At 64.5% G+C, this 19,424-nt stretch carries 21 protein-coding genes; 6 read left to right on the top strand and 15 right to left on the bottom strand.

All coding sequences use genetic code 11. The features are described 5' to 3' along the window. Positions 1-259: 259 nt before the first annotated feature. Positions 260-463, top strand: coding sequence for a cold-shock protein (locus OU994_RS09600; protein WP_107141363.1), 204 nt, complete (start codon positions 260-262; stop codon positions 461-463). 150 nt (positions 464-613) lie between these two features. On the opposite strand, the gene icd is transcribed toward OU994_RS09600, so the two are convergent. Then, the gene (gene icd / locus OU994_RS09595; RefSeq protein WP_281610566.1) at positions 614-1,867 is read right to left on the bottom strand and encodes an NADP-dependent isocitrate dehydrogenase; all 1,254 of its coding nucleotides are present in this window, start codon (positions 1,865-1,867) and stop codon (positions 614-616) included. Positions 1,868-2,162: 295 nt separating this feature from the next. Here icd and OU994_RS09590 point away from each other — a divergent pair, with 295 nt between their 5' ends. Together OU994_RS09590 and OU994_RS09585 are read left to right on the top strand one after the other, a co-directional pair. Continuing rightward, on the top strand, positions 2,163-2,720 hold the full coding sequence (locus OU994_RS09590) for a pseudouridine synthase (RefSeq protein WP_131147092.1): 558 nt from the start codon (positions 2,163-2,165) through the stop codon (positions 2,718-2,720). Positions 2,721-2,820: 100 nt separating this feature from the next. Continuing rightward, entirely contained in the window at positions 2,821-3,279 is a 459-nt protein-coding gene (locus OU994_RS09585; RefSeq protein WP_131147093.1) for a DUF192 domain-containing protein, read from the top strand. Between the two features lie 181 nt (positions 3,280-3,460). Here the strand turns inward: OU994_RS09585 and rpsT are convergent, their stop codons facing one another. Further along, the gene (gene rpsT, locus OU994_RS09580; RefSeq protein ID WP_131147094.1) at positions 3,461-3,727 is read right to left on the bottom strand and encodes a 30S ribosomal protein S20; all 267 of its coding nucleotides are present in this window, start codon (positions 3,725-3,727) and stop codon (positions 3,461-3,463) included. A 269-nt stretch (positions 3,728-3,996) separates the two neighbouring features. Between rpsT and murJ the strand changes: the two genes are divergently transcribed. Then, on the top strand, positions 3,997-5,547 hold the full coding sequence (gene murJ, locus OU994_RS09575; RefSeq protein ID WP_281610565.1) for a murein biosynthesis integral membrane protein MurJ: 1,551 nt from the start codon (positions 3,997-3,999) through the stop codon (positions 5,545-5,547). Positions 5,548-5,670: 123 nt separating this feature from the next. Here the strand turns inward: murJ and OU994_RS09570 are convergent, their stop codons facing one another. From OU994_RS09570 to OU994_RS09510, 13 genes are all read right to left on the bottom strand, one after another. Then, positions 5,671-6,162, bottom strand: coding sequence for an FxDxF family PEP-CTERM protein (locus tag OU994_RS09570; protein WP_281610564.1), 492 nt, complete (start codon positions 6,160-6,162; stop codon positions 5,671-5,673). Positions 6,163-6,519: 357 nt separating this feature from the next. Next, entirely contained in the window at positions 6,520-7,374 is an 855-nt protein-coding gene (locus OU994_RS09565) for a type II secretion system protein (protein WP_281610563.1), read from the bottom strand. Continuing rightward, positions 7,361-7,750 carry a type II secretion system protein gene (locus tag OU994_RS09560; RefSeq protein WP_281610562.1) on the bottom strand — a complete coding sequence of 130 codons (390 nt, stop codon included), beginning with the start codon at positions 7,748-7,750 and terminating at the stop codon, positions 7,361-7,363. Before OU994_RS09560 ends, OU994_RS09565 begins: the two co-directional genes overlap by 14 nt. A 14-nt stretch (positions 7,751-7,764) precedes the next feature. Next, positions 7,765-8,250, bottom strand: coding sequence for a type II secretion system protein (locus OU994_RS09555; RefSeq protein WP_373922574.1), 486 nt, complete (start codon positions 8,248-8,250; stop codon positions 7,765-7,767). Then, positions 8,250-10,292: a secretin N-terminal domain-containing protein gene (locus OU994_RS09550; RefSeq protein WP_307731855.1), complete on the bottom strand. Its 2,043-nt coding sequence runs from the start codon at positions 10,290-10,292 to the stop codon at positions 8,250-8,252. Before OU994_RS09550 ends, OU994_RS09555 begins: the two co-directional genes overlap by 1 nt. Next, positions 10,289-10,846 (bottom strand): hypothetical protein, encoded by a 558-nt coding sequence (locus OU994_RS09545; RefSeq protein ID WP_281610561.1) that lies wholly within the window; start codon positions 10,844-10,846, stop codon positions 10,289-10,291. Before OU994_RS09545 ends, OU994_RS09550 begins: the two co-directional genes overlap by 4 nt. Then, positions 10,843-11,400 (bottom strand): hypothetical protein, encoded by a 558-nt coding sequence (locus OU994_RS09540; protein WP_281610560.1) that lies wholly within the window; start codon positions 11,398-11,400, stop codon positions 10,843-10,845. Before OU994_RS09540 ends, OU994_RS09545 begins: the two co-directional genes overlap by 4 nt. Then, positions 11,397-11,942 carry a hypothetical protein gene (locus OU994_RS09535; protein WP_281610559.1) on the bottom strand — a complete coding sequence of 182 codons (546 nt, stop codon included), beginning with the start codon at positions 11,940-11,942 and terminating at the stop codon, positions 11,397-11,399. The genes OU994_RS09540 and OU994_RS09535 overlap by 4 nt, the downstream gene beginning before the upstream one ends. Continuing rightward, a complete protein-coding gene (locus OU994_RS09530) occupies positions 11,939-12,748 on the bottom strand; it encodes a hypothetical protein (protein ID WP_281610558.1) in 810 nt (269 codons plus the stop codon). Before OU994_RS09530 ends, OU994_RS09535 begins: the two co-directional genes overlap by 4 nt. Next, positions 12,741-14,447 (bottom strand): GspE/PulE family protein, encoded by a 1,707-nt coding sequence (locus OU994_RS09525; RefSeq protein ID WP_281610557.1) that lies wholly within the window; start codon positions 14,445-14,447, stop codon positions 12,741-12,743. Before OU994_RS09525 ends, OU994_RS09530 begins: the two co-directional genes overlap by 8 nt. Then, complete coding sequence (locus OU994_RS09520; RefSeq protein ID WP_281610556.1) at positions 14,444-15,628, bottom strand: type II secretion system F family protein; 1,185 nt, start codon at positions 15,626-15,628, stop codon at positions 14,444-14,446. Before OU994_RS09520 ends, OU994_RS09525 begins: the two co-directional genes overlap by 4 nt. Positions 15,629-15,649: 21 nt before the next feature. Beyond that, positions 15,650-16,105 carry a type II secretion system major pseudopilin GspG gene (gene gspG / locus OU994_RS09515; protein ID WP_281610555.1) on the bottom strand — a complete coding sequence of 152 codons (456 nt, stop codon included), beginning with the start codon at positions 16,103-16,105 and terminating at the stop codon, positions 15,650-15,652. Positions 16,106-16,302: 197 nt separating this feature from the next. Then, positions 16,303-17,265, bottom strand: a complete 963-nt coding sequence (locus OU994_RS09510; protein WP_281610554.1) for an acyltransferase family protein — start codon at positions 17,263-17,265, stop codon at positions 16,303-16,305. A 547-nt stretch (positions 17,266-17,812) separates the two neighbouring features. On the opposite strand from OU994_RS09510, the gene OU994_RS09505 reads away from it, so the two are divergent. Continuing rightward, entirely contained in the window at positions 17,813-17,989 is a 177-nt protein-coding gene (locus tag OU994_RS09505) for a hypothetical protein (RefSeq protein WP_281610553.1), read from the top strand. A 130-nt stretch (positions 17,990-18,119) separates the two neighbouring features. Beyond that, the gene (locus OU994_RS09500) at positions 18,120-19,412 is read left to right on the top strand and encodes an acyltransferase (RefSeq protein ID WP_281610552.1); all 1,293 of its coding nucleotides are present in this window, start codon (positions 18,120-18,122) and stop codon (positions 19,410-19,412) included. Positions 19,413-19,424 lie beyond the last annotated feature (12 nt).

Raw genomic sequence — 19,424 nt, 5'->3', positions numbered from 1 at the left:
ATCTTACGCGCTTTCCCAACTGCGCGCAGATGGCGCCCCCCGGCGCAAAATCAAGTCCTTTCATCATTTCTCCTGTTGCAAAAAACTTACTATTGCCACGACAAAGCGCTTGACATAGAAAATTGTTCCGCCAACAATGCCATATCGACTGGTGCAGAAATGTACATGTTGGTAAGAAGTGAGTTGTCGAGGAGGGGGCAGGAAGCTTCTTGCTTTTATGGCTCGTGTGATTCGTTATTATTTGAAAGTTCTTTTTATTATGGCAACTGGTACCGTTAAGTGGTTCAATGACTCCAAAGGTTTCGGCTTCATCACCCCTGATGATGGTGGCGAAGATTTGTTCGCGCACTTCTCCGCAATCAACATGAACGGCTTCAAGACCCTGAAAGAAGGTCAAAAGGTGCAGTTCGAAGTCACGCAGGGCCCGAAAGGCAAGCAAGCTTCCAACATCCAGGCTAGCTGATCAGCTTCCTCGACTAAAAAAGCCCTGCTGAAGCGGGGTTTTTTTTCGTCCTCGCTTACCTCTCTTGCAACTCGTCCTTGCGTCCTCTGCAAGGAAACAAGAAAAAACCCGCCATGCATGCGGGTTTTTCTTTAAAACATTGCAAGACAATTACATGTTTTCAATCATCACTTCGCCGAAACCGGAACACGACACCTGGGTCGCCCCTTCCATCAGGCGGGCAAAGTCGTAGGTGACGCGCTTCGACGTGATGGCCTTCTCCATCGACGCGATGATCAGGTCGGCCGCCTCGGTCCAGCCCATATGGCGCAGCATCATTTCGGCCGACAGGATCAGCGAGCCCGGATTCACGTAATCCTTGCCGGCATACTTGGGCGCGGTGCCGTGGGTGGCCTCGAACATCGCCACCGAGTCGGACATGTTGGCGCCCGGCGCGATGCCGATGCCGCCCACCTGCGCCGCCAGCGCGTCGGAGATGTAATCGCCGTTCAGGTTCAGCGTGGCGATCACGCTGTACTCGGCCGGGCGCAGCAGGATCTGCTGCAGGAAGGCGTCGGCGATCGAATCCTTGACGACGATGTCCTTGCCCGTCTTCGGGTTCTTCACCTTGCACCACGGGCCGCCGTCGATCAGTTCGCCGCCGAATTCCTTCTGCGCCAGCGCATAGGCCCAGTCGCGGAAGCCGCCTTCGGTGTACTTCATGATGTTGCCCTTGTGGACGATCGTGACGGACGGCTTGTCATTGTCGATCGCATACTGGACCGCCTTGCGCATCAGGCGCTCGGTGCCTTCGCGCGACACCGGCTTGATGCCGAGGCCCGAGGTCTCGGGGAAGCGGATCTTGCGCACGCCCAGTTCTTCCTGCAGGAAGCGGATCAGCTTTTTCGCGCCTTCCGACCCCTCGGCATATTCGATGCCGGCATAGATGTCTTCCGAGTTTTCACGGAAGATCACCATGTCGGTCTTGTGCGGCTCCTTGACGGGCGACGGCACGCCCTTGAACCAGCGCACCGGGCGCAGGCAGACATACAGGTCCAGCTCCTGGCGCAGCGCCACGTTCAGCGAACGGATGCCGCCGCCGACCGGCGTCGTCAGCGGGCCCTTGATCGACACCACGTAATCCTTGACCGCCGCCAGCGTTTCCTCGGGCAGCCAGACGTCGGGGCCGTACACCTTGGTGGATTTCTCCCCGGCATAGATTTCCATCCAGCTGATGCGCCGCGCGCCGCCATAGGCCTTCGCCACGGCCGCGTCGACCACCTTCAGCATGACGGGCGTGACGTCGACGCCGGTACCGTCGCCCTCGATGAACGGGATGATCGGCTGGTTCGGCACGGTCAGCGAAAAATCGGCGTTGACGGTGATCTTCTCGCCATCGACCGGCACTTTGATATGTTGGTACATCGAATTCTCCGAAATGAAGCGACGCTGGCGGGCGCCTTGGACGTGCCGGCTGCAAATCCGGCTCTACCGACCAGCTATAACGACCAGCCATGAAGACCGGCTGCAACGCCAAGCCGCAATATGCATTGCAATAACTCGACGGCCACAGCCGCAAAACAAGGTACAAGCCAGCAAGGTACAAGCCAGGTACAGGCAGGTACAGGCGTCTTCTATAAGATATAAGACAACTATCACCACTGCCGATTATGCATCAGTATGCCGATACCTGCCACGGTTTAGTCGGTACAATCCCGCAATGCTGATCTTACTTAATAAGCCATTCGGAGTATTGTGCCAGTTTTCCCCGCAACCCGAGCGCCTGACGCTGGCCGATTGCGTGCCCGTGCCGAACGTCTATCCGGCCGGGCGCCTCGACGCCGACAGCGAAGGCCTGCTGTTGCTGACCGATGATGGCAAGCTGCAGCACGATATCGCCCACCCGGACCGCAAGGAACCGAAAACCTACCTGGTGCAGGTCGATGGTCTTGCCGATGGCGCCGCGCTGGCGCGCCTGCAGGCGCCGCTGGACCTGGGCGACTTCGTGACCAGGCCTTGCCAGGCCGTGCGCATCGCCGAGCCGGAATGGCTTTGGCCGCGCAATCCGCCGATCCGCGTGCGTGCCGACAAGCCCACGTCGTGGCTGGCGATCACGCTCCAGGAAGGCAAGAACCGCCAGGTGCGGCGCATGACGGCCGCGGTGGGGCTGCCCACGCTGCGGCTGGTGCGCAGCGCCATCGGCGCGGTATCGCTGGCGACCCATCCGCTGATGCCTGGCGAATGGATGGAAATCGATCCTGCGGAACTGAAGCCTTGAACATGCCTCGAAAAGAACACATCACCGTAGCCGCGCGGATGCCACCGCGCGCCATGCGCATCGCGCCTTCCTTGCCACTCTTTCACCTGCCTTCGATACGATGAAGACCGCCCTCGTTGCCCTCGTTGCCCTCGTTTCCTCTACTGCCCTGTGCGCCGCCAGCGGCGCTGCCGCCCAGAACGGGCGCTTCGCCACCACCACGCTGACCGCCGGTATGCACCTGATCAAGGCCGAAGTCGCGGCCACCGATGCCCAGCGCGCGCAGGGCCTGATGTTCCGCGAGACCATGCCGGCCAACGCCGGCATGGTGTTCGTGTTCGATGCGCCGGCCACGCAATGCATGTGGATGAAGAATACGCCGCTGCCGCTGTCCGTGGCATTCATCGATGCCGGCGGCAAGATCGTCAACATCCGCGACATGCAGCCGCATACGCTCGACAGCCACTGCTCGACGAAAGGCGTGCCGGTCAAGTACGCGCTGGAGATGAACCTTGGCTGGTTCCAGCAAAAGCACATCAAGCCGGGGATGAAGATCGGCAACCTGCCGGCACAACCGTAACCGGGGACATGCTGCCCGGTGCGGCCGCGACCGGGCTTGGAACGGTTACGCGCGCGCCATGCCAGGCCTCATATCAAGCTTCACACCGCGCTTCACGCACAAAGCGAAAAACCCGCGATGGCTGCGCCATGCGGGTCTTGTGTGCACACCTGTCTGGCGGCCATTGCCGCCGCACGCGAACTTAGGCGGACAGTGCCTTCAGGGCAGCTGCCAGGCGGCTCTTGTGGCGAGCGGCCTTGTTCTTGTGGATGATTTTCTTGTCGGCGATCGAGTCGATGGTCGACACGGACGACTGGAAGATCTGCGTTGCAGCAGCCTTGTCGCCGGCCTGGATTGCCTTGCGAACGGCCTTGATCGCGGTGCGCAGGGTCGAACGCTGAGCCGAGTTGTGTGCGTTTTGCTTGACTGCTTGACGAGCGCGTTTGCGCGCTTGTGCGGTATTTGCCATGGAATTTCCTAAATCGTTGTCAAAGTTCGTTTGCAAACAACAGCGTTTGCCAAACCGGTGCGTTCAGTCGACCAAGCAGGCCAACGCAGAGCTGGTCAACATCGATGTCTGCGTCACTGAATTCTGTACAGCCTTAAATTATAACGAGCTTTTGATGCCGGAGCAATTCAAAAAGCGGGTTCATGGCGAAAACTTGCCAAAACCACACACGTTGCCCTTCATAAAATTGTAAGACTTGCATCCAGGCAGCACCGCTATAATCACGCCCCATGAACCTGCTCAGAACCCTCGCCGCCGTCTCCAGCATGACCATGCTGTCGCGCGTTACTGGGCTGCTGCGCGAAAGCCTGTTTGCCCGGGCTTTCGGTGCCGGCGCCTATACCGATGCCTTCAACGTCGCCTTCCGCATTCCCAACCTGCTGCGCCGGCTGTTCGCCGAAGGCGCGTTTTCGCAGGCGTTCGTGCCGATCCTCGCCGAGTACAAGAGCCGCGAGGGCGCCGAGGCCAGCAGGACGCTGTCCGATCACGTGGCCAACTGCCTGGTATGGGCCACGCTGCTCGTCAGCGCCGCCGGCATCGTCGGCGCACCGTTGCTGCTGGCGGGGATCGCCGGCGGCCTGCGGCAGGACCCCGGCGCCTTCGATGCCGCCATCTGGATGACCCGGCTGATGTTCCCTTATATAGCGTGCATGTCGTTCGTGGCCATGGCCGGCGGCATCCTGAATACCTGGCGCCAGTTCAAGATCCCGGCCGTCACGCCGGTGCTGCTGAACCTGTCGATGATTTCCGGCTCGCTGTTCCTGGCCCCCTACCTGGAGCAGCCGGTGTATGCGCAGGCCATCGGCGTGATGGTCGGCGGCCTGCTGCAGGTCGCAATCCAGATCCCGGCGCTGGTCAAGATCGGCATGCTGCCCCGGCTGTCGATCAATCCGCTCGCGGGCCTGGGCGATGCCGGCGTGCGCCGCGTGCTGAGGAAAATGGGCCCGGCCATTTTCGCCGTGGGCGCTGCCCAGATCAGCCTGATGATCAATACGGGGATCGCCTCGCACCTGCGCGAAGGCAGTATCTCGTGGCTCACCTACGCCGACCGGCTGATGGAGTTCCCTACTGCCCTGCTGGGCGTGGCACTGGGCACGATCCTGCTGCCGAGCCTGTCGAAAGCCAGCCTGGACAGCGACCCGCAAGAGTATTCCGCGCTGCTCGACTGGGGCCTGCGCCTGACCTGTCTCCTGGCGATTCCCGCCGCCGTCGGGATGGCCGTGCTGGCCTTGCCGCTGATTGCCACACTGTTCCATTACGGCCATTTCAGCGACGAAGCGGCGCGCATGTCGGCGCGGCCATTGATGGCCTACGCGGTCGGCCTGACCGGCATCATCCTCGTCAAGACACTGGCGCCGGCATTCTATGCCAAGCAGGATACCCGCACGCCGGTGAAGATCGCCGTGGGCGTGCTGTTCGTGACCCAGCTGATGAACCTGGCGTTCGTGCCCTACCTCGAAGTGGCCGGACTGGCACTGTCGATCGGCCTGGCGGCCTGCGTCAACGCCACCTTCCTGTACACGGGGCTGCGCAAGCGCGACATCTACCGGCCACTGCCCGGATGGGGCAAGTTCCTTGCGAAGCTGGTGATCGCGGTAGCGGTGATGGGCGCCGTGGCGTGGTTCGGCAGCCAGCAGTTCGACTGGCTGGCCATGCGTGCCACGCCGTTCCTGCGGGCCGGCGCCCTGTTCCTCGTTATCGGCGTTTGCGGCGCGGTGTATTTCGCGGCACTGCTGGGACTTGGCTTCCGCGTGAACGACTTCCGGCGTACCGGCAAGTAGCCGCGGAGGCGGCGACGCCGTGCCCCTGACGCCGGGCGCATCGCATACCGGCGAAAATAATCCGCTGTACCGGCGAAAAAAAACCCGCTGCCGTGGCAGCGGGTTTTTTACAGGAAGCTGGAATTACGCTTGCTTGGACTTGCGACGGGCCAGGAAGCCCATGATGCCCAGGCCGCCCAGCAGCATGCCGTAGGTTGCTGGTTCCGGTACTGGCGACACCGAGATTTCGCCCGAGTAGTTGGCCAGCTTGGCATCGGTCAGGGCGCCTGCCAGGTTCAGCACGAACGGCGACGTGGTGGTTGCATCGACGGAACCGAAGGACACAGTCTTCTTGATCGAACCGGAGGTCGCGGTCCACACGCCAGCGTTGACGCCGTTCAGGGTGGTTGCATCCTGGTTGAACGACAGGTACTGGCCGCTCAGGGTGATCAGGACTTCGTACGTGCCGGCTGCCAGGCCGGTGAAGGTCAGGACGTCGGAGCCGCCTTCCAGCAGGGTCGGGGTGCCGAAGAACGACGCGGTGCCATCGGCGTCCAGGACGATCGTCTGGTCAGCTGCGAACGAGCTCATCGATACGGCGGCGAGCAGGGAAGCTACGGCGAATTTCAGTTTCATGAAGTTATCCTTGTGAGAGTAGTAGTAGTACATCGCTGGTCAGATCCGTACATTGCAGAACTGCTGAGATAGATCATAACATATTGGCATCAGAAAATTACAAGAGAAAATTGTAAATTTCTCACTACAACTATTGTTCTTACAACAGATATTGTCTTAGAAGAAACATTTGAGCGCATCGCCGGATCGCTCTGCAACGGTGCCGATGAAAGCGGTACGTGTCAGGCAAGCGGACGGGTGCCGGCGAATCGCCAGGCAACAGGCAGATGGACGTGGCGCCGCTGAGTCGCCCGGCGTGCCGGCACGCCCCCCGGCGCGACAGCCAGGAGTTCCGGCTCCGGCGGCTTGCCGCCCGGGCTATGCGGAAGAACCCGCCGACTCGGCCGGTTCGCCGGGTTCGGCCGGCTCCGAAGGTTCGGCCGGTTCGACAGGTTCCGGCTCCGCCGGTTCGGCCGGCTCGCTGGGCGATTCGGGCGGCGCCGCCGGTTCGGCGGGCGGTTCGGCCACGGGTTCCGGCGCAGTGCCGGGTTCCAGTGCTTTCGGCGGAGTAGGCACACCAGGGCCGGCCGGCGCTACGCTGCCCGGGCGCGGCGTGGGCTGGCCCGGCTGCCCGAACGCGGGCTGGCCTGGCTGCCCGAACGCGGGCTGGCCTGGCTGCCCGGACGCGGGCTGGCCTTGCTGCCCGGGCGTGGGCTGGCCCGGCTGTCCGGGCTTGACCTGGCCCGGCGGCAGCGGCTCCTGTCCATCGAACGTGAACACCCATTCGGAAATCTTTTGCTTGCCGCTGAACCCCTGGAAGCGCGCCGGGAAATTGGCGATCTTGATCGCCGGGGCCGCCGACAGGCTGTGGATACCCAGGATGCCCCTGTTGTCGGCCAGGTAGAGGATGCCCCACTCGGCCTTGCCGGTCATCGGGTCGACGAACACCTTGCGCAGGTGCCGGCGCGTGCCGGGAAAGCGCGGGTCCTTCAACAGTTCCTTCAGCGTGGGCGGCAGCCGCGGCTGCCCGGCCGGCGTGGCGGCCGCATAGCTTTTCAGCGCGTCGCTGAACTGTTCGCCGATGTGCAGCAGGTCGCGCTCGGCCTGCGCGCGCTGCAGCGTGACGCCGACCCGCACGGTGGTCGCCGCCACCAGCCCGATGATGGCCACCAGGATGACCAGGCCGACATAGGTAAAGCCGCCGCCGCGGTGCCGCCGCTCACCATTCCGCATACGGCTTGCCGCTGCGGTCATTGCCTGGAGCGCCGCTCTTGATGTCGGCGATGCCGCCCTGCGCCGGATCTTCCGGCGGCAGCAGTTGCCAGCTGTCGGTGGTCTCCGTGATCGGGTCGACCGGCAGCGCGCGCAGGTATTTCTTCTCGACCAGCTGGTCCAGCGATTCCGGATAGCGGCCGGTGTCGCCATAGAACTGGTCGATGACCATGCGCGTCGTGCGCAGGTTGTCGGCGAGGATGGTTTCCTTGGTCTTGTCGACACTGGGGAAATAGCGGGGCACGGCCAGCGTCAGCAGCAGCGCGACGATGCCCAGCACCACCAGCAGCTCGATCAGCGTAAAACCCCTGGCATGTTTTCCAGCCTCGTTCACCATGTGCCTGCCATTGCCTACCATTTGCGATAGGGGATGCCGTTCAGGCCCACCCTGTCGGAATTCGAATACACGTCGTAGACGTCCTCGCCCTCGCGCGGCTCGTCGGCCTCGCTGGCGTAACTGCGCTTGCCCCAGGTCTGCGCGGCCGACAGCTCGCTGTCGAAGGCGAACGGATCGCGCGGCACGCGGCGCAGGAAAAAGATCTTGCCACGTTTCGGATCGCGCAGGTCGGCCACGCCCTCGGCCAGCGTCTCCAGGTTCTTCGGATAGCCGGTGCTGCCGAGCGTCTTGGTGATGCGCCCATCGTCATAGGCCTGCTTGTACTCGTCGATGGCCTTGCGGATCTGGTACAGGGCCGTGCGCAGTTCCGCTTCATTGCGGCGCTGCACGGTGACCTGCACCGTCGGCACCGCCAGCGCCGCCAGCAGGCCGAGGATGGCCACGGTCACGAGCAGCTCGATCAGCGTGAAGCCGTGCCGCTGGCGGGGCATGGCCTTCATCACTGCTCTTGCGCGGGTGGCTGGGCCGTGGTGGCGGGCGGCGGCACGGTGGTCGGCGGCGGCGGTGCGACCGGCAGCACCTGCACCGGCGACTGGGTCACGCTCGACGCCGGGCCCGGCTGCGATGTCGACAGCGGCACGCCGGCCGGCGTGCCGGTTTCCTGCGGTGTCGGCTGCGCCGCGGGTACGCCCTGTGTTCCCTGGGTTCCGCTGGCGGGTGCGCCGCGCTGCGGCAACAGCACCGGCGCACGCACCGACAATTCCGGCTTGCGGCGGAAGTTCGCCTCGGTGCCGGCCGAGAATTCGGTGGCCTCCGCCGGCGGCCGCTGCAGGTTGCGCACCAGGTGCGGCGTGATCGACAGCACGATCTCGGTCTTTTGCGTGTCGTCGCGCTGCGAGCCGAACAGGCGCCCCACGATCGGCAGGTCGCCCAGCCCCGGCACGCGGTTGCCGCCCGTGCGCTCCTCGTTGTTGATCAAGCCGGCCAGCACCTGGTTCTCGCCATCCTTCAACTGCAGCATCGTCGAGGCCTGGCGCGTGCCGATCTGGTAAGCCGTCGTGCCGGACTTGGTTTCGATGGTGTTGACCAGGTTCGACACCTCGAGCGAGATGCGGATCGCCACTTCGTTGTTCAGGTAGATCGTCGGCTCCGCGTTCAGTGTCAGGCCCACGTCGATGTAGCTGACGCTTTCCTGCGCGAAGCCGGCGGTACCCGGCGAAACCGTGGTGGTGATGACGGGCACCTTGTCGCCGATCAGGATCTTGGCCTTTTCCTTGTTGCGCACGCGGATGCGGGGATTGGCCAGCAGGTTCGAATCCGAGGCGTTGCGGTTCGCCGTGGCCGTGGCGCTGATGCCGGTGATGCTGAGGTTGCGGCGGTTCAGGTTGTCCAGGTCGTGGAGGGTGACCTTGGCGCCCTCGCCCGTCACCAGCGGGGCCAGCGTCACGCTGGTGGGCCAGGCGACGCCCAGCTGCAGCAGGCTGCTGCGCTTGACTTCGAGGATCTCCACTTCGAGCATCACTTCCGGTTCGGCCATGTCCTGCACCGCCACGATCTTCTCGGCCAGGCGGATCGCATCGGCGTTGTCGCGCATGATCACGAGGTTGAGCTTTTCATCGGCCACCACGTCGCGCGATTTCAGGATGGTCTTCAGCGTATTGGCGACCAGCTTGGCTTCCGCGTTGGCCAGGTAGAAGGTCTTGACGACGGTTTCCTGGTATTCCTTCAGCTTGGCCGCGATATTCGGGTAGATCAGGATCGTGTTCGCATCCATCACCTGCTGTTCCAGCTGGTTCGTCATCAGCAGATAGTAGACCGCCGACTCGACGGTGCTGTTCCTCAGCATGATGGTGGTGCGGGTATCGGTCTTCACATCCTTGTCGAACACGAAGTTCAAGCCCGAGCGGCGTGAAATCACGTCGAACACCTGCTTCAGGGGCGCTTCGCGGAACTCGATCGTGATCGGCTGCTTGTAGCTCTTGGCCAGCGCGGTCTCGCCGCCGCTCGGTGGATTCCGCTCGGCGATCTCGCGCTGCAGCTGCCGGGCGCGCGGCTGGTCGGGCTTTTCGGCCAGCACCGCGTCGAGCTTGGCCGTGGCGCCCTCGAACTCCTTTTTCTCGACCAGTGCGGCGGCATCGGCCAGCAGCCGGTCATGGCGCTCGGCCATGTCCAGTGCGCGCAGCGCCATGCGCGCGCGTTCGTTCTGCGGATTGAGCGCCAGCACCCGCTGGATGTTCTGCAAGGCCAGTTCGCGCTGGCCTTCGATGGTCTGCCGCTCGGCCTGGTCGAGGTAGCGCATGACCGCGCGGTCGCGCGCCTGCAGGTAGGAGGCGCGGTACTGCGCATTGCCCGGATCCTGCGCGATCGCTTCCTGCAGCTTCAGCAGGCCGGCTTCCACCTGGTCTTTTTCGATCAGCGTGGTGCCGTCGCGATACGCCATCTGGCCGGCGCAGCCGGCCAGCGCCAGCGCCATTGCGGACAGCGCCACCATCCGGCGCACCCGGCCACCACGTATCCAGCCTCCATGAGCGTGCGTGTTCAATCCATGACTCCAATATTTAGCTTTTGCACCTGGTTCAGGGGCAGGTAAGTGACCGTCAGCGTCGGCGGCGCGATGGTATCGATACGGTACATGCCGTCGATCACGGTGCCCGCGCGGGCCACGTAAGTGCGGTCGGGACGGGCCAGGTAGACTTCCCAGGCGCCATCGGCCACGCCCTTGCCCAGCACCGTGAACGGCAGCGGCGGTGCGGTCGGCGCGGGCGGCTCCGGCGGCGGACCGCTGGGCGCCGCGGCAGGCGGGGGCGGCGGATTCAGGTCCTGGCCGGCGAACACCCCGGCACTGCCCTTGAACGCATCCTCCCCCGTGGCACCGATCAGCTCGGCGCGCGGAATCAGCCGGAGGATGGTGCCGTTCCCCGCGGATGCGGCCGCGGCTTCGGCCGGCGCACGCGTGGTGGCGCGCGGCTCTGCCACGGCCACCTGCGCCCGTTCGACCGGTTCGGCCACGCCATCGTCAGGCGCGTTGTCGCCGAACAGCACGAGCCCGGCCGCGATCGCCAGCGCGGCGCCCATCAGCAGGTGCCGGGGTTTCACGGCGCCTCCTTCAGGTACAGCGTGATGCGCAGCCTTGCCTCGACCCCCGGGTCGGCGATCGTGTCGCCCCGGAAGCTCACTTCATCGAGCGCGGCGAACGGCACCGCGGCCAGCGCTTCCAGCGCGAACTGCCAGATGTTGCGGTAGCTGCCCTTCACCGGCAGCACGATCTGGTAGGTGGCCACCGTGCTGGCCTTGTCGTAGCCGAACTTGTATTCGCCCTGGTTCAGCGCCAGGCCGGCCTTGCCGGCCAGGTCGAACAGGGTCTTGACCTGCTGCTCGGCGTGACGCTTCTCGCCCAGCGTGGCATAGAACAGCGACAGGTTTTCGTTGGCGGTCGGCGGCGGCGGTGCCTCCACCAGTGCCGATGCGCTCGGCAGCGGCCGTGCCAGCTCCTGCTGCAGCGCGGCCCGTTGCGGCAGCAGCCAGGCCCACGTGGCCAGGCCGGCCGCCAGCAGTGCCACCGCCAGGCACGCCGCGCCGCCGGCCCGCATTGCGAACAGGCGCAGCGCCAGCATCAACGGTGCCAGCTGGATGTCCGACTGCGCCTTCATTGCGCCCTCCATTGCACTTCGACCTGGAAGCGGATCGGATGGTTCGGATCCTGCTCGCCGATCTCATGGCGCACCAGCGCCGCCCCGGTGAAGAAATCCTGCTGCTTGAGCACTTGCACATAGCCCACCATGTCGTCGCTGTTGCGCGCCTCGGCGGTGATCTTCAGCAGCTGTTTCCTGGGGTCCGGATCGAGCGCCAGCAAAGCGATATTGGCCGGCGTGGCATTGCCGACCGCATCCTCGAGCTGGCGCCACGGCACGTTCAGGCGCAGGATGGCGGCATTCACGGCGGCGGCCTGCGCTTCCGGGATCGCCACCTCGGCCACGCGTGCCGGACGCTTCGACAGCGCCGCCTGGCTGGCGCGCAGGCGCTCGATCTGCTGCTCGCGCGCGGCGCGCTGGTCGGCCATCTGCATGGCGAACCAGATGCCGCCGGCGCACAGCACGATGCCGGCGATACCGGCCGCCAGCAGGGCCGGATGCAGCCGGTACAGGGCGCGCCGCCAGGTCGGCGGCGCGAAGTCGATCTGCATCGGCTTCATGGTGCGCTCCCCGGGTACGCCAGGCGGCCGGCGGTGGACAGCTCGTCGCCCTGCCCCGTGCCGAGCCGTACCACGCCCACCTGCCCCGCGCCTGCCGGCCTGGCCAGCCCGGCCGGCAGGGCGCCGCACAGTTGTACCTGGACGGGCGTGTCGAGCCCCAGCAGCAGCGCTTCGCGCCCCATCATCTGCGTGAGCCAGTAATGGTCGGCGGCCGGCGGCACCTGCAGTGCGCGCACCGCGCGCAATTGCCTTCCCTCGATCGCGGCCACGGTCAGCAGATTGTCGTGCAGCTGGCCGAACCACGCGCCGGGACGGATCGCGCGGCACCAGCGGTTCCACGCGGTGACGAAATGCGGCACCACCTGCACCACGTGCAGCCGGTGCTCGAGCGCCACCGCATCGATCAGCGCCAGCAGCGCGCGCGGCACCGCGGCCGCAAAGAACGGTTCGGTGGAATGCCAGTCGGCCGTGACCTGCCATGCCGCGGGCCCCTCGCCATACAGGGCGTGGAAGCGCAGCGCGGCGGCGGCTTCGATGTCCGGCAAGCGCGCGGCGCCCGGCGGCGGCGCGACCTGCCACAGGCGGCACAGCTCGTCCGCCAGCACCACCGTGAGCGGCCAGCCAGCGACGTCCTGCCCGCCAAGCAGCGCCCGCAGTGCGGCACCCAGTGCCTCGCCGCCGGGGCCGGCCACGGGCTGTTCAGCCAGCACCCGCACCTTGCCGGCGCGCCAGCGCGACGCCGCCAGCAGGCTGACCGCTCCCGTGGCGACGCCGAGGCGCACGACCTGTCCGAAAGCCCTACGCATGCAGGGTCACCCGCTTGATCTCGGCCAGCGTGGTGCCGCCCCGCTTGACGACTTCCAGCGCCGCATGGCGCAGGCTGCGCGTGCCGTTCGCGTAGGCGGCCTGCTTGACCTGGCGGATCGGCCGCTTCTCGACGATCAGCTCGCGGATCTCGTCGTTCAGGGTGAGGATCTCGGCGATCGAGCGGCGCCCCTTGTAGCCGGTGCCGCGGCAGTCGCCGCAGCCCTTGCCGGCCATGAACCGGTAGTCGAACACGTCGGCGCGGGCCAGGCCCACGCTGGCCAGTTCGGCGTCGTCCGGCGTGTAGTCGGCCGCGCAATGCGGGCAGTTGATGCGGACCAGCCGCTGCGCCCAGATGCCGTTCAGCGCGGACACGAACGCATACGGGTCGATGCCCATGTGGGTGAAGCGGCCGAACACGTCGAACACATTGTTCGCGTGCACCGTCGTCAACACCAGGTGGCCGGTCAGTGCCGACTGCACGGCGATTTCCGCCGTTTCGCGATCGCGGATCTCGCCGACCATGATCTTGTCCGGGTCGTGCCGCAGGATCGAGCGCAGGCCCTTGGCGAAGGTCAGGCCCTTCTTCTCGTTGACGGGAATCTGCAGGATGCCGGGCAGCTGGTATTCGACCGGGTCTTCGATCGTGATGATCTTCTCGCGGCCGTTGTGGATCTCGGTCAGTGCCGCATACAGCGTGGTGGTCTTGCCGGAACCGGTCGGCCCGGTAACGAGCAGCATGCCGTAGGCTTCCTGCGCCAGGGTGCGCAGCGTGGCAAGCGATGGCGCGTCGAAGCCCAGCGATTCCAGCGACAGCGAACCATACGATTCGATCATGGCGCGCTTGTCCAGCACGCGAATGACGGCATCCTCGCCATGAATGCTGGGCATGATCGACACGCGCAGGTCGATCTCGCGCCCGTTCGACTCGACGCGGAAGCTGCCATCCTGCGGCACGCGGCGCTCGGCGATGTCGAGCTCGGCGAGCACCTTGAGCCGCGAGATGATCTGTTCGGCGACCTCGATGCCGCCGACCGCGGTGGCGTGATCGAGCACGCCGTCGACCCGGTACTTGACGGCCAAACCGCCCGCCGTGCTTTCCAGGTGGATGTCGGACGCACCGACCTTCAGCGCATCGTACAGCGTGGAATTGACCAGCCGCACGGCCGGACTGGCCGCCTCGGACACCGAGGCAAACGACAGCACGGCGGCCGTCCTGCCATCACGGCGGCCGTTCTCGGTGCCCGGCAACAGCGAATCGGTGGCCCGCGCGCCCTCCTCCTGCTTCGACAGGTAGGCGGCGATATCGGCTTGCAGCGCGAGGCGCATCTGCAGCGGCGCATGGGGCGTGGCACGTGCCTGCGCCGACAGCCATGTCTGCAGGTCGAGGTCGAACGGATCGGCGATCACGCCGACCACCACACCCTCATGGGTACGCAGCAGCACGCATTTCTTCGCCATCGCCTGCGACAGCGGCAGCAGGTCGAACGCCGGCGTGAACGCCAGCATCTCGACGGTTTCCAGCACGGCCAGCCCGAACGGCAGCGCCAGTGCGCGCACCACCAGGCGCGGCTCCATGCCGCTCAGGGTTTCCAGTTCCTCCACCAGCGTGCGTTTCGACGCGGCCTGGGCGGCGCGCGCGCGCGCCAGCAGCGCATGGTCGAGGGAAGCGATGGCGGTTTGCAGGGCCGGATCGTTCACGACATTTCTCCGGCAAGGTCAAAGATGGGCATGTACAGCAGTACCACGATGGCGCCCACGATCAGGCCGATGCCGGCCATCAGCAACGGCTCGAAAGTGCGCGTGAAACGGTCGATCCAGCGGGTGATTTCGCCGTCGTAGAAAGCGGCCGACTGGGTCAGCATGGGGCCCAGGTCGCCGGTGCGCTCGCCCACCCGCAACATGCGCAGCGAAATAGGCGTGGTCAATCCGTTGGCCTCGAACGCGGTCGAGAGCGGCAAGCCCGACTCCACCGCGCTCTTCGCCAGTTGCAGGCCGCTCTTCACATTGGCCGACACCATGCCCTGCACTGTTTCAATGGCCTGCACGATCGTGATGCCTCCTTCGTTCAGCATGCCGAGCGTCAGGTACAGCCGCGACAGCTCATAGATCTTGACCCGCTCGCCGATGCCGGGCAGCTTGCCCAGCAGGCGCACCAGGCCGCCATTCGCCATCAGCCGGCGCGCTATCGCGACGAGCGCGACCACCAGGAGCACCAGGCCCGCCACCAGCGCGCCAGTATGCGCTCCGGCGAACTGGCCCCACGACAGCATCACTTGGGAAAGCCACGGCAGGTTGCGGCCGGCGCCCTGGTAGACCTCGGCGAAGCGCGGCACCACGTAGCCGATCAGGAACATCGACACGCCGCCGCCCACCAGCAGCAGGATACACGGGTAGATGGCGGCGCTGACGATCTTCGCCCGGACGATATCGATGCGCTGCTGATAGTCGATGTAGCGCTCCAGGGAGCGCGGCAGGTCGCTGGTGCCTTCGGCGGCGCGCACGATGCCGACATACAGCGGCGGGAACAACTGGGGCTGTTCGGCCAGCACCGTAGAAAAACGCTGGCCTTCGCGCAGGCCGCCCAGCAGGCGTTCCAGCACGCCCCGCGTGGCGGGGCTGGCTTCCTTTTCCAGCAAGGCCTCGAGTGCCTCGACGATCCCCAGGCCCGCTCTCAACAGCGCCAGCAGCTCCTGGCTGAACAGCACCAGCGAGAGCGCTTTTGCCTGACCGCGCCGCAGCGCGCCGCGCACCGGATGGATCGCGCTGACGAACAGGCCGCGCGCCTCGACCTGGCGCCGCGCGTCGGCCTCGTCGCGGCCATCGACCACGAGGTGGCCGATCACCATTTCCGGCGACAGGGTGCGGACGTCGAACTGCATGGGATCGCTGCCGGGAACGGGTTATTGCGAGGTGATGTCGGCGTTGTCGGCAGTGCCGCCCGGTTGGCCGTCCTTGCCCAGGGAAGTGATTTCGTAGTCGCCGCGCGTGCCGGGTGCCTTGTACTGGTAAGGCTGCCCCCACGGATCGGGCGGCACGCCTTTCTTCAGGTACGGGCCGTTCCATTTCGCGCCCGCTGTGGCCGGCGCCGCGAGCAGCGCCGCCAGGCCTTCTTCCGTGGTCGGGTAACGGCCGACATCGAGCCGGTATGTGTCGAGGGACTTTTCAAATGCCTCGATCTGCGCCTTTGCCACCGTGACTTCCGACTTGCCCAGTTGCGAGAAATACTTGGGACCGACATAGGCCGCCAGCAGGCCGATGATGACGATCACCACCAGCAGCTCGAGCAGCGTGAAACCGCGAGCATGCCGCTGACCAGACTGCTTTTTGCACTGCTTCTTGCACTGCGTTTTCGACATTGCTGCGCACATCCGAAACAACCTCCGATTGCCGAGTTGACGGTGAAGGCTACCACGTCATTTGCGGGTTAGACAATTTTTTATTCGCGACATGCAAAGCCGGAGCGGCGGGAGCCGCTCCGGCATGGCCTGCCCCGCCCTGCGGGAGCATGAGATGGCCGGAAAAGACCGCTACCGCCACGCCTCGGCACGCCGTCTTAAAGGATGAAGCGGACCTTCCGGCTGAGGGGAATCAGTGCGGCCGTGATCGCGAGTGAAATCGCCATGACCACGAAGGTCATCGCCGACATGCCCACGTCGATGTACGGCTGCAATGTGCGCAGCACGAAGATGTGGACCAGGAAAATGCCGCTGGAATACAGCGCGATGCGCTTGTTGCTGCTATACAGCTTCACGTTGCACGCAATCAGGAAGACGAGCGGGCAGATCAGGATCGCTGAAGCGAAATTGTCGTATCCGCCATCATTGCGGGGATTGGTGTAGTTCCAGTAAGACTCGAGCAGCAGCAGTACCAGGCCCGCAGCGGCGCCCCAGCACAGATACGGCATGGCGATCCGCTTGTGCAGCTGGTATCGATGGATGGCGAAGCCGACGTAGAAAAACGGGAAGGCAAGGAAGAGGAAATTGCGGTGCGTCCAGTTGGTATTGCTGACCCGGTCAAGCAAGGGGTGGGCAAAGAGATGGTAGTTCCCCGCATACTGGATCGCCACGCCGCCGCAATACAGCAGCGCCGCGACGATCAGGACGGTTCGTGGCGGCCGGTGCTGCAAGATGAGCATCAGCAGGGCGGCACCGATCATGCCGCACAGGTACCAGAGATGGAAATAGCCGAAGACGAGGGTGTGCACAGCCTTGGCCAGGCCCGACAGGCCCGGGCTGAGCGCGGGAATCCACAGCAGGCCGTAGACCGCCGTCCAGAACAGGTAAAGGCCAAGTGCACGGCCGAACCAGCGGCGCGCTTCGTTACGCTGCAAGACCGGATAAAAATAAAAGCCGTTGATGATCAGGAAGATCGGCACGGCGATACGGAACAAGCCATTGCTCGTCAGGTACCCCAGCGTGGGGCTGAAGTCCTGCAGCAATCCCACGTGCAGACCGACCACCATGAACGCTAGTGCCAGTTTCAGGACGTCGATCGACACGTTTCGCTGCAGCGTCACGGGCTCATCGACTGCTGCGCCACTGACGCGCGATGGAGAAGAAGTTATCATTCTATTATGATATTTTCTATGCCATACCTTGTAAAGTATTTTTTGGCCGTGCTACGCCGAGGGATTGCAAGGATTGCCCCCTGCGCGACGCCGGCTTGCCGAGCGGTGTCCTGCCTGGCCAGGCTCGCCGCCCACGGGAGCAACCGCTGGTACCTGCCCCGGCGTCATCCATGATGTGTCGCCGGTGTACCTGGCGCGCCACATGCCCTGTTGCCGCAGGAGAATACATGCACGGTTTCGGCAACCCGGCTATACAATTCGATTAGCTCATCGATCGCAGGCACGGCGATCGGCAACACCCGCCGGCCGCCTGGAAGCTTGCGGAATCGTTGTCGCATGCCGACAATCGGCACCCTCGCTGCGCGCGAGCACCCGTATGCCGGCTGATCGCGCTATACAGACTGTTGACTATAAGATTATAATAACGACAATAGCCGTAGCGGCGTTTCCCGCCGACACCACGGCACGCCGATTGTCGCTCCGCGGAAGCGGCCCGGTGACAATGGCGATTCCAGCAGGGTTCCAGCGCGATTTTGCTCGTGAATTTGCTCGTGAATCTGCTGGTGAATCTGCTCGTGAATCTGTCGTGAATCTGCTCGCAATCCTGCTCGTTGGCGCAGCCGCCAGCGCACCGGAATGCGAAAGCGAACGGCTGAAGAAAGCGAACGGCTGAAAGCCGTGCTGGCTGTCGTCAGCCTCTCCAATACTGGTGTTCGAGCGTTCCAGGCGTGATTTTTCAAAAACCATGGGCCAGCGGCTCGCACGGACCGGCGGCCGCGCGTAATCCCAAGCAAGAGTGAGTAATGAATATGGCAAAACCGGAACCTGGTGCGGATGGCGCTGGACATGTGGCTCCGCCGGCAAGGGACAAGGGCTTCTGGGCGCTGAACTGGCTTCGCTTCCTGCTGGCGATGTACCTGGTCCTGTTCCATACCTTGCGGTTCAACTATGCGCCGGTGGCCGACAACTGGCTGGCGGCCAGCCTGGGCCTGGGCAATATGGCCACCAGCGTATTCTTCGTCCTGTCCGGCTTCCTGCTGACGCATGCCTACGTGGTCAAGAAAAACGGCCGTGACATCAACAAGCGCAACTTCCTCATTGCGCGGTTTTCCACGCTTTATCCCTTGCATCTCGCCTGCCTGGTGCTTGCCATCGTTGCCGTGGGGGGCAAGCTCTTTGCATATGGCGGCATTCCGGTCTATGTCGACAACTCCGCCACGGCGACGAGGTTCCTGGAACAGTGGGAAGTGGGCGTGGCACTGCTCATGAGCATCACCCTGACGAATGCCTGGAATCCCCTTTACCTGGTGTTCAACGGGCCATCGTGGTCGCTGTCGGCCCTGGGCTTCTATTACCTGCTGTTCCCGGCCGTCGCGCTGCGCATTTATCGGATGAAGTCGCTCAAGACGGCGCTCGTGGTGCTGGCGGTACTGTTCCTGCTGCCTGGCCTGGTTGCCGACCTGATGCATCGCTCGGACGCGCTGACAACCGGCTTGCTGCACAGGAATCCCATCGTCCGGCTGCCATTGTTCATTGCCGGCATCGTCCTGTGCGTGATGTTCACGCGCAAGACGCCGGGATCTTCCCCCGCGCAAACGTTCATGCTGGGTTCGCTCGTCGTGGCGACCACCGTGCTCGCCACGGTCTTGCGCTACCACGACAGCCGCCTGCACATCATCGAGAACGGGCTGTACTTGCCGGCCAGCGTTGCGATCATCTGGCTGTGCGCGGACATGAAGCCCACCCTGCACGACAAGGTGCGCTACTGGGGTGACCGCCTGGGTGCCGTGTCGCTGCCGGTATTCCTGCTGCACCTGCCGCTGTTCTCCGTCTTCCGCAAGATCGAGCAGGTCATCCTGGTATGGCCATCGTCGAACGGCAGCCTGAGCACGGCGCTTGCCACGGCAAGCCATGTCAAGCAGTCCCTGTTCTTCTATCCGGTCTATCTGATCCTGCTGGTGACGGCTTGCGTCCTGGTCCAGGAACACTTCGTGACGCGCGTGCAGAAGGCGATCCGCAACCGCTTCTCCGACCGGAGCGACGCGAAGGCGCAGGCAGCAACCGCAACGCGCGAACCGACTACCGGCACTTACTGACCTCTCGCCAGC

Source organism: Pseudoduganella sp. SL102 (genome assembly GCF_027856995.1).
Lineage (GTDB): Bacteria > Pseudomonadota > Gammaproteobacteria > Burkholderiales > Burkholderiaceae_D > Rugamonas > Rugamonas albidiflava.
This window is presented reverse-complemented; position numbering and strand designations above follow the sequence as displayed.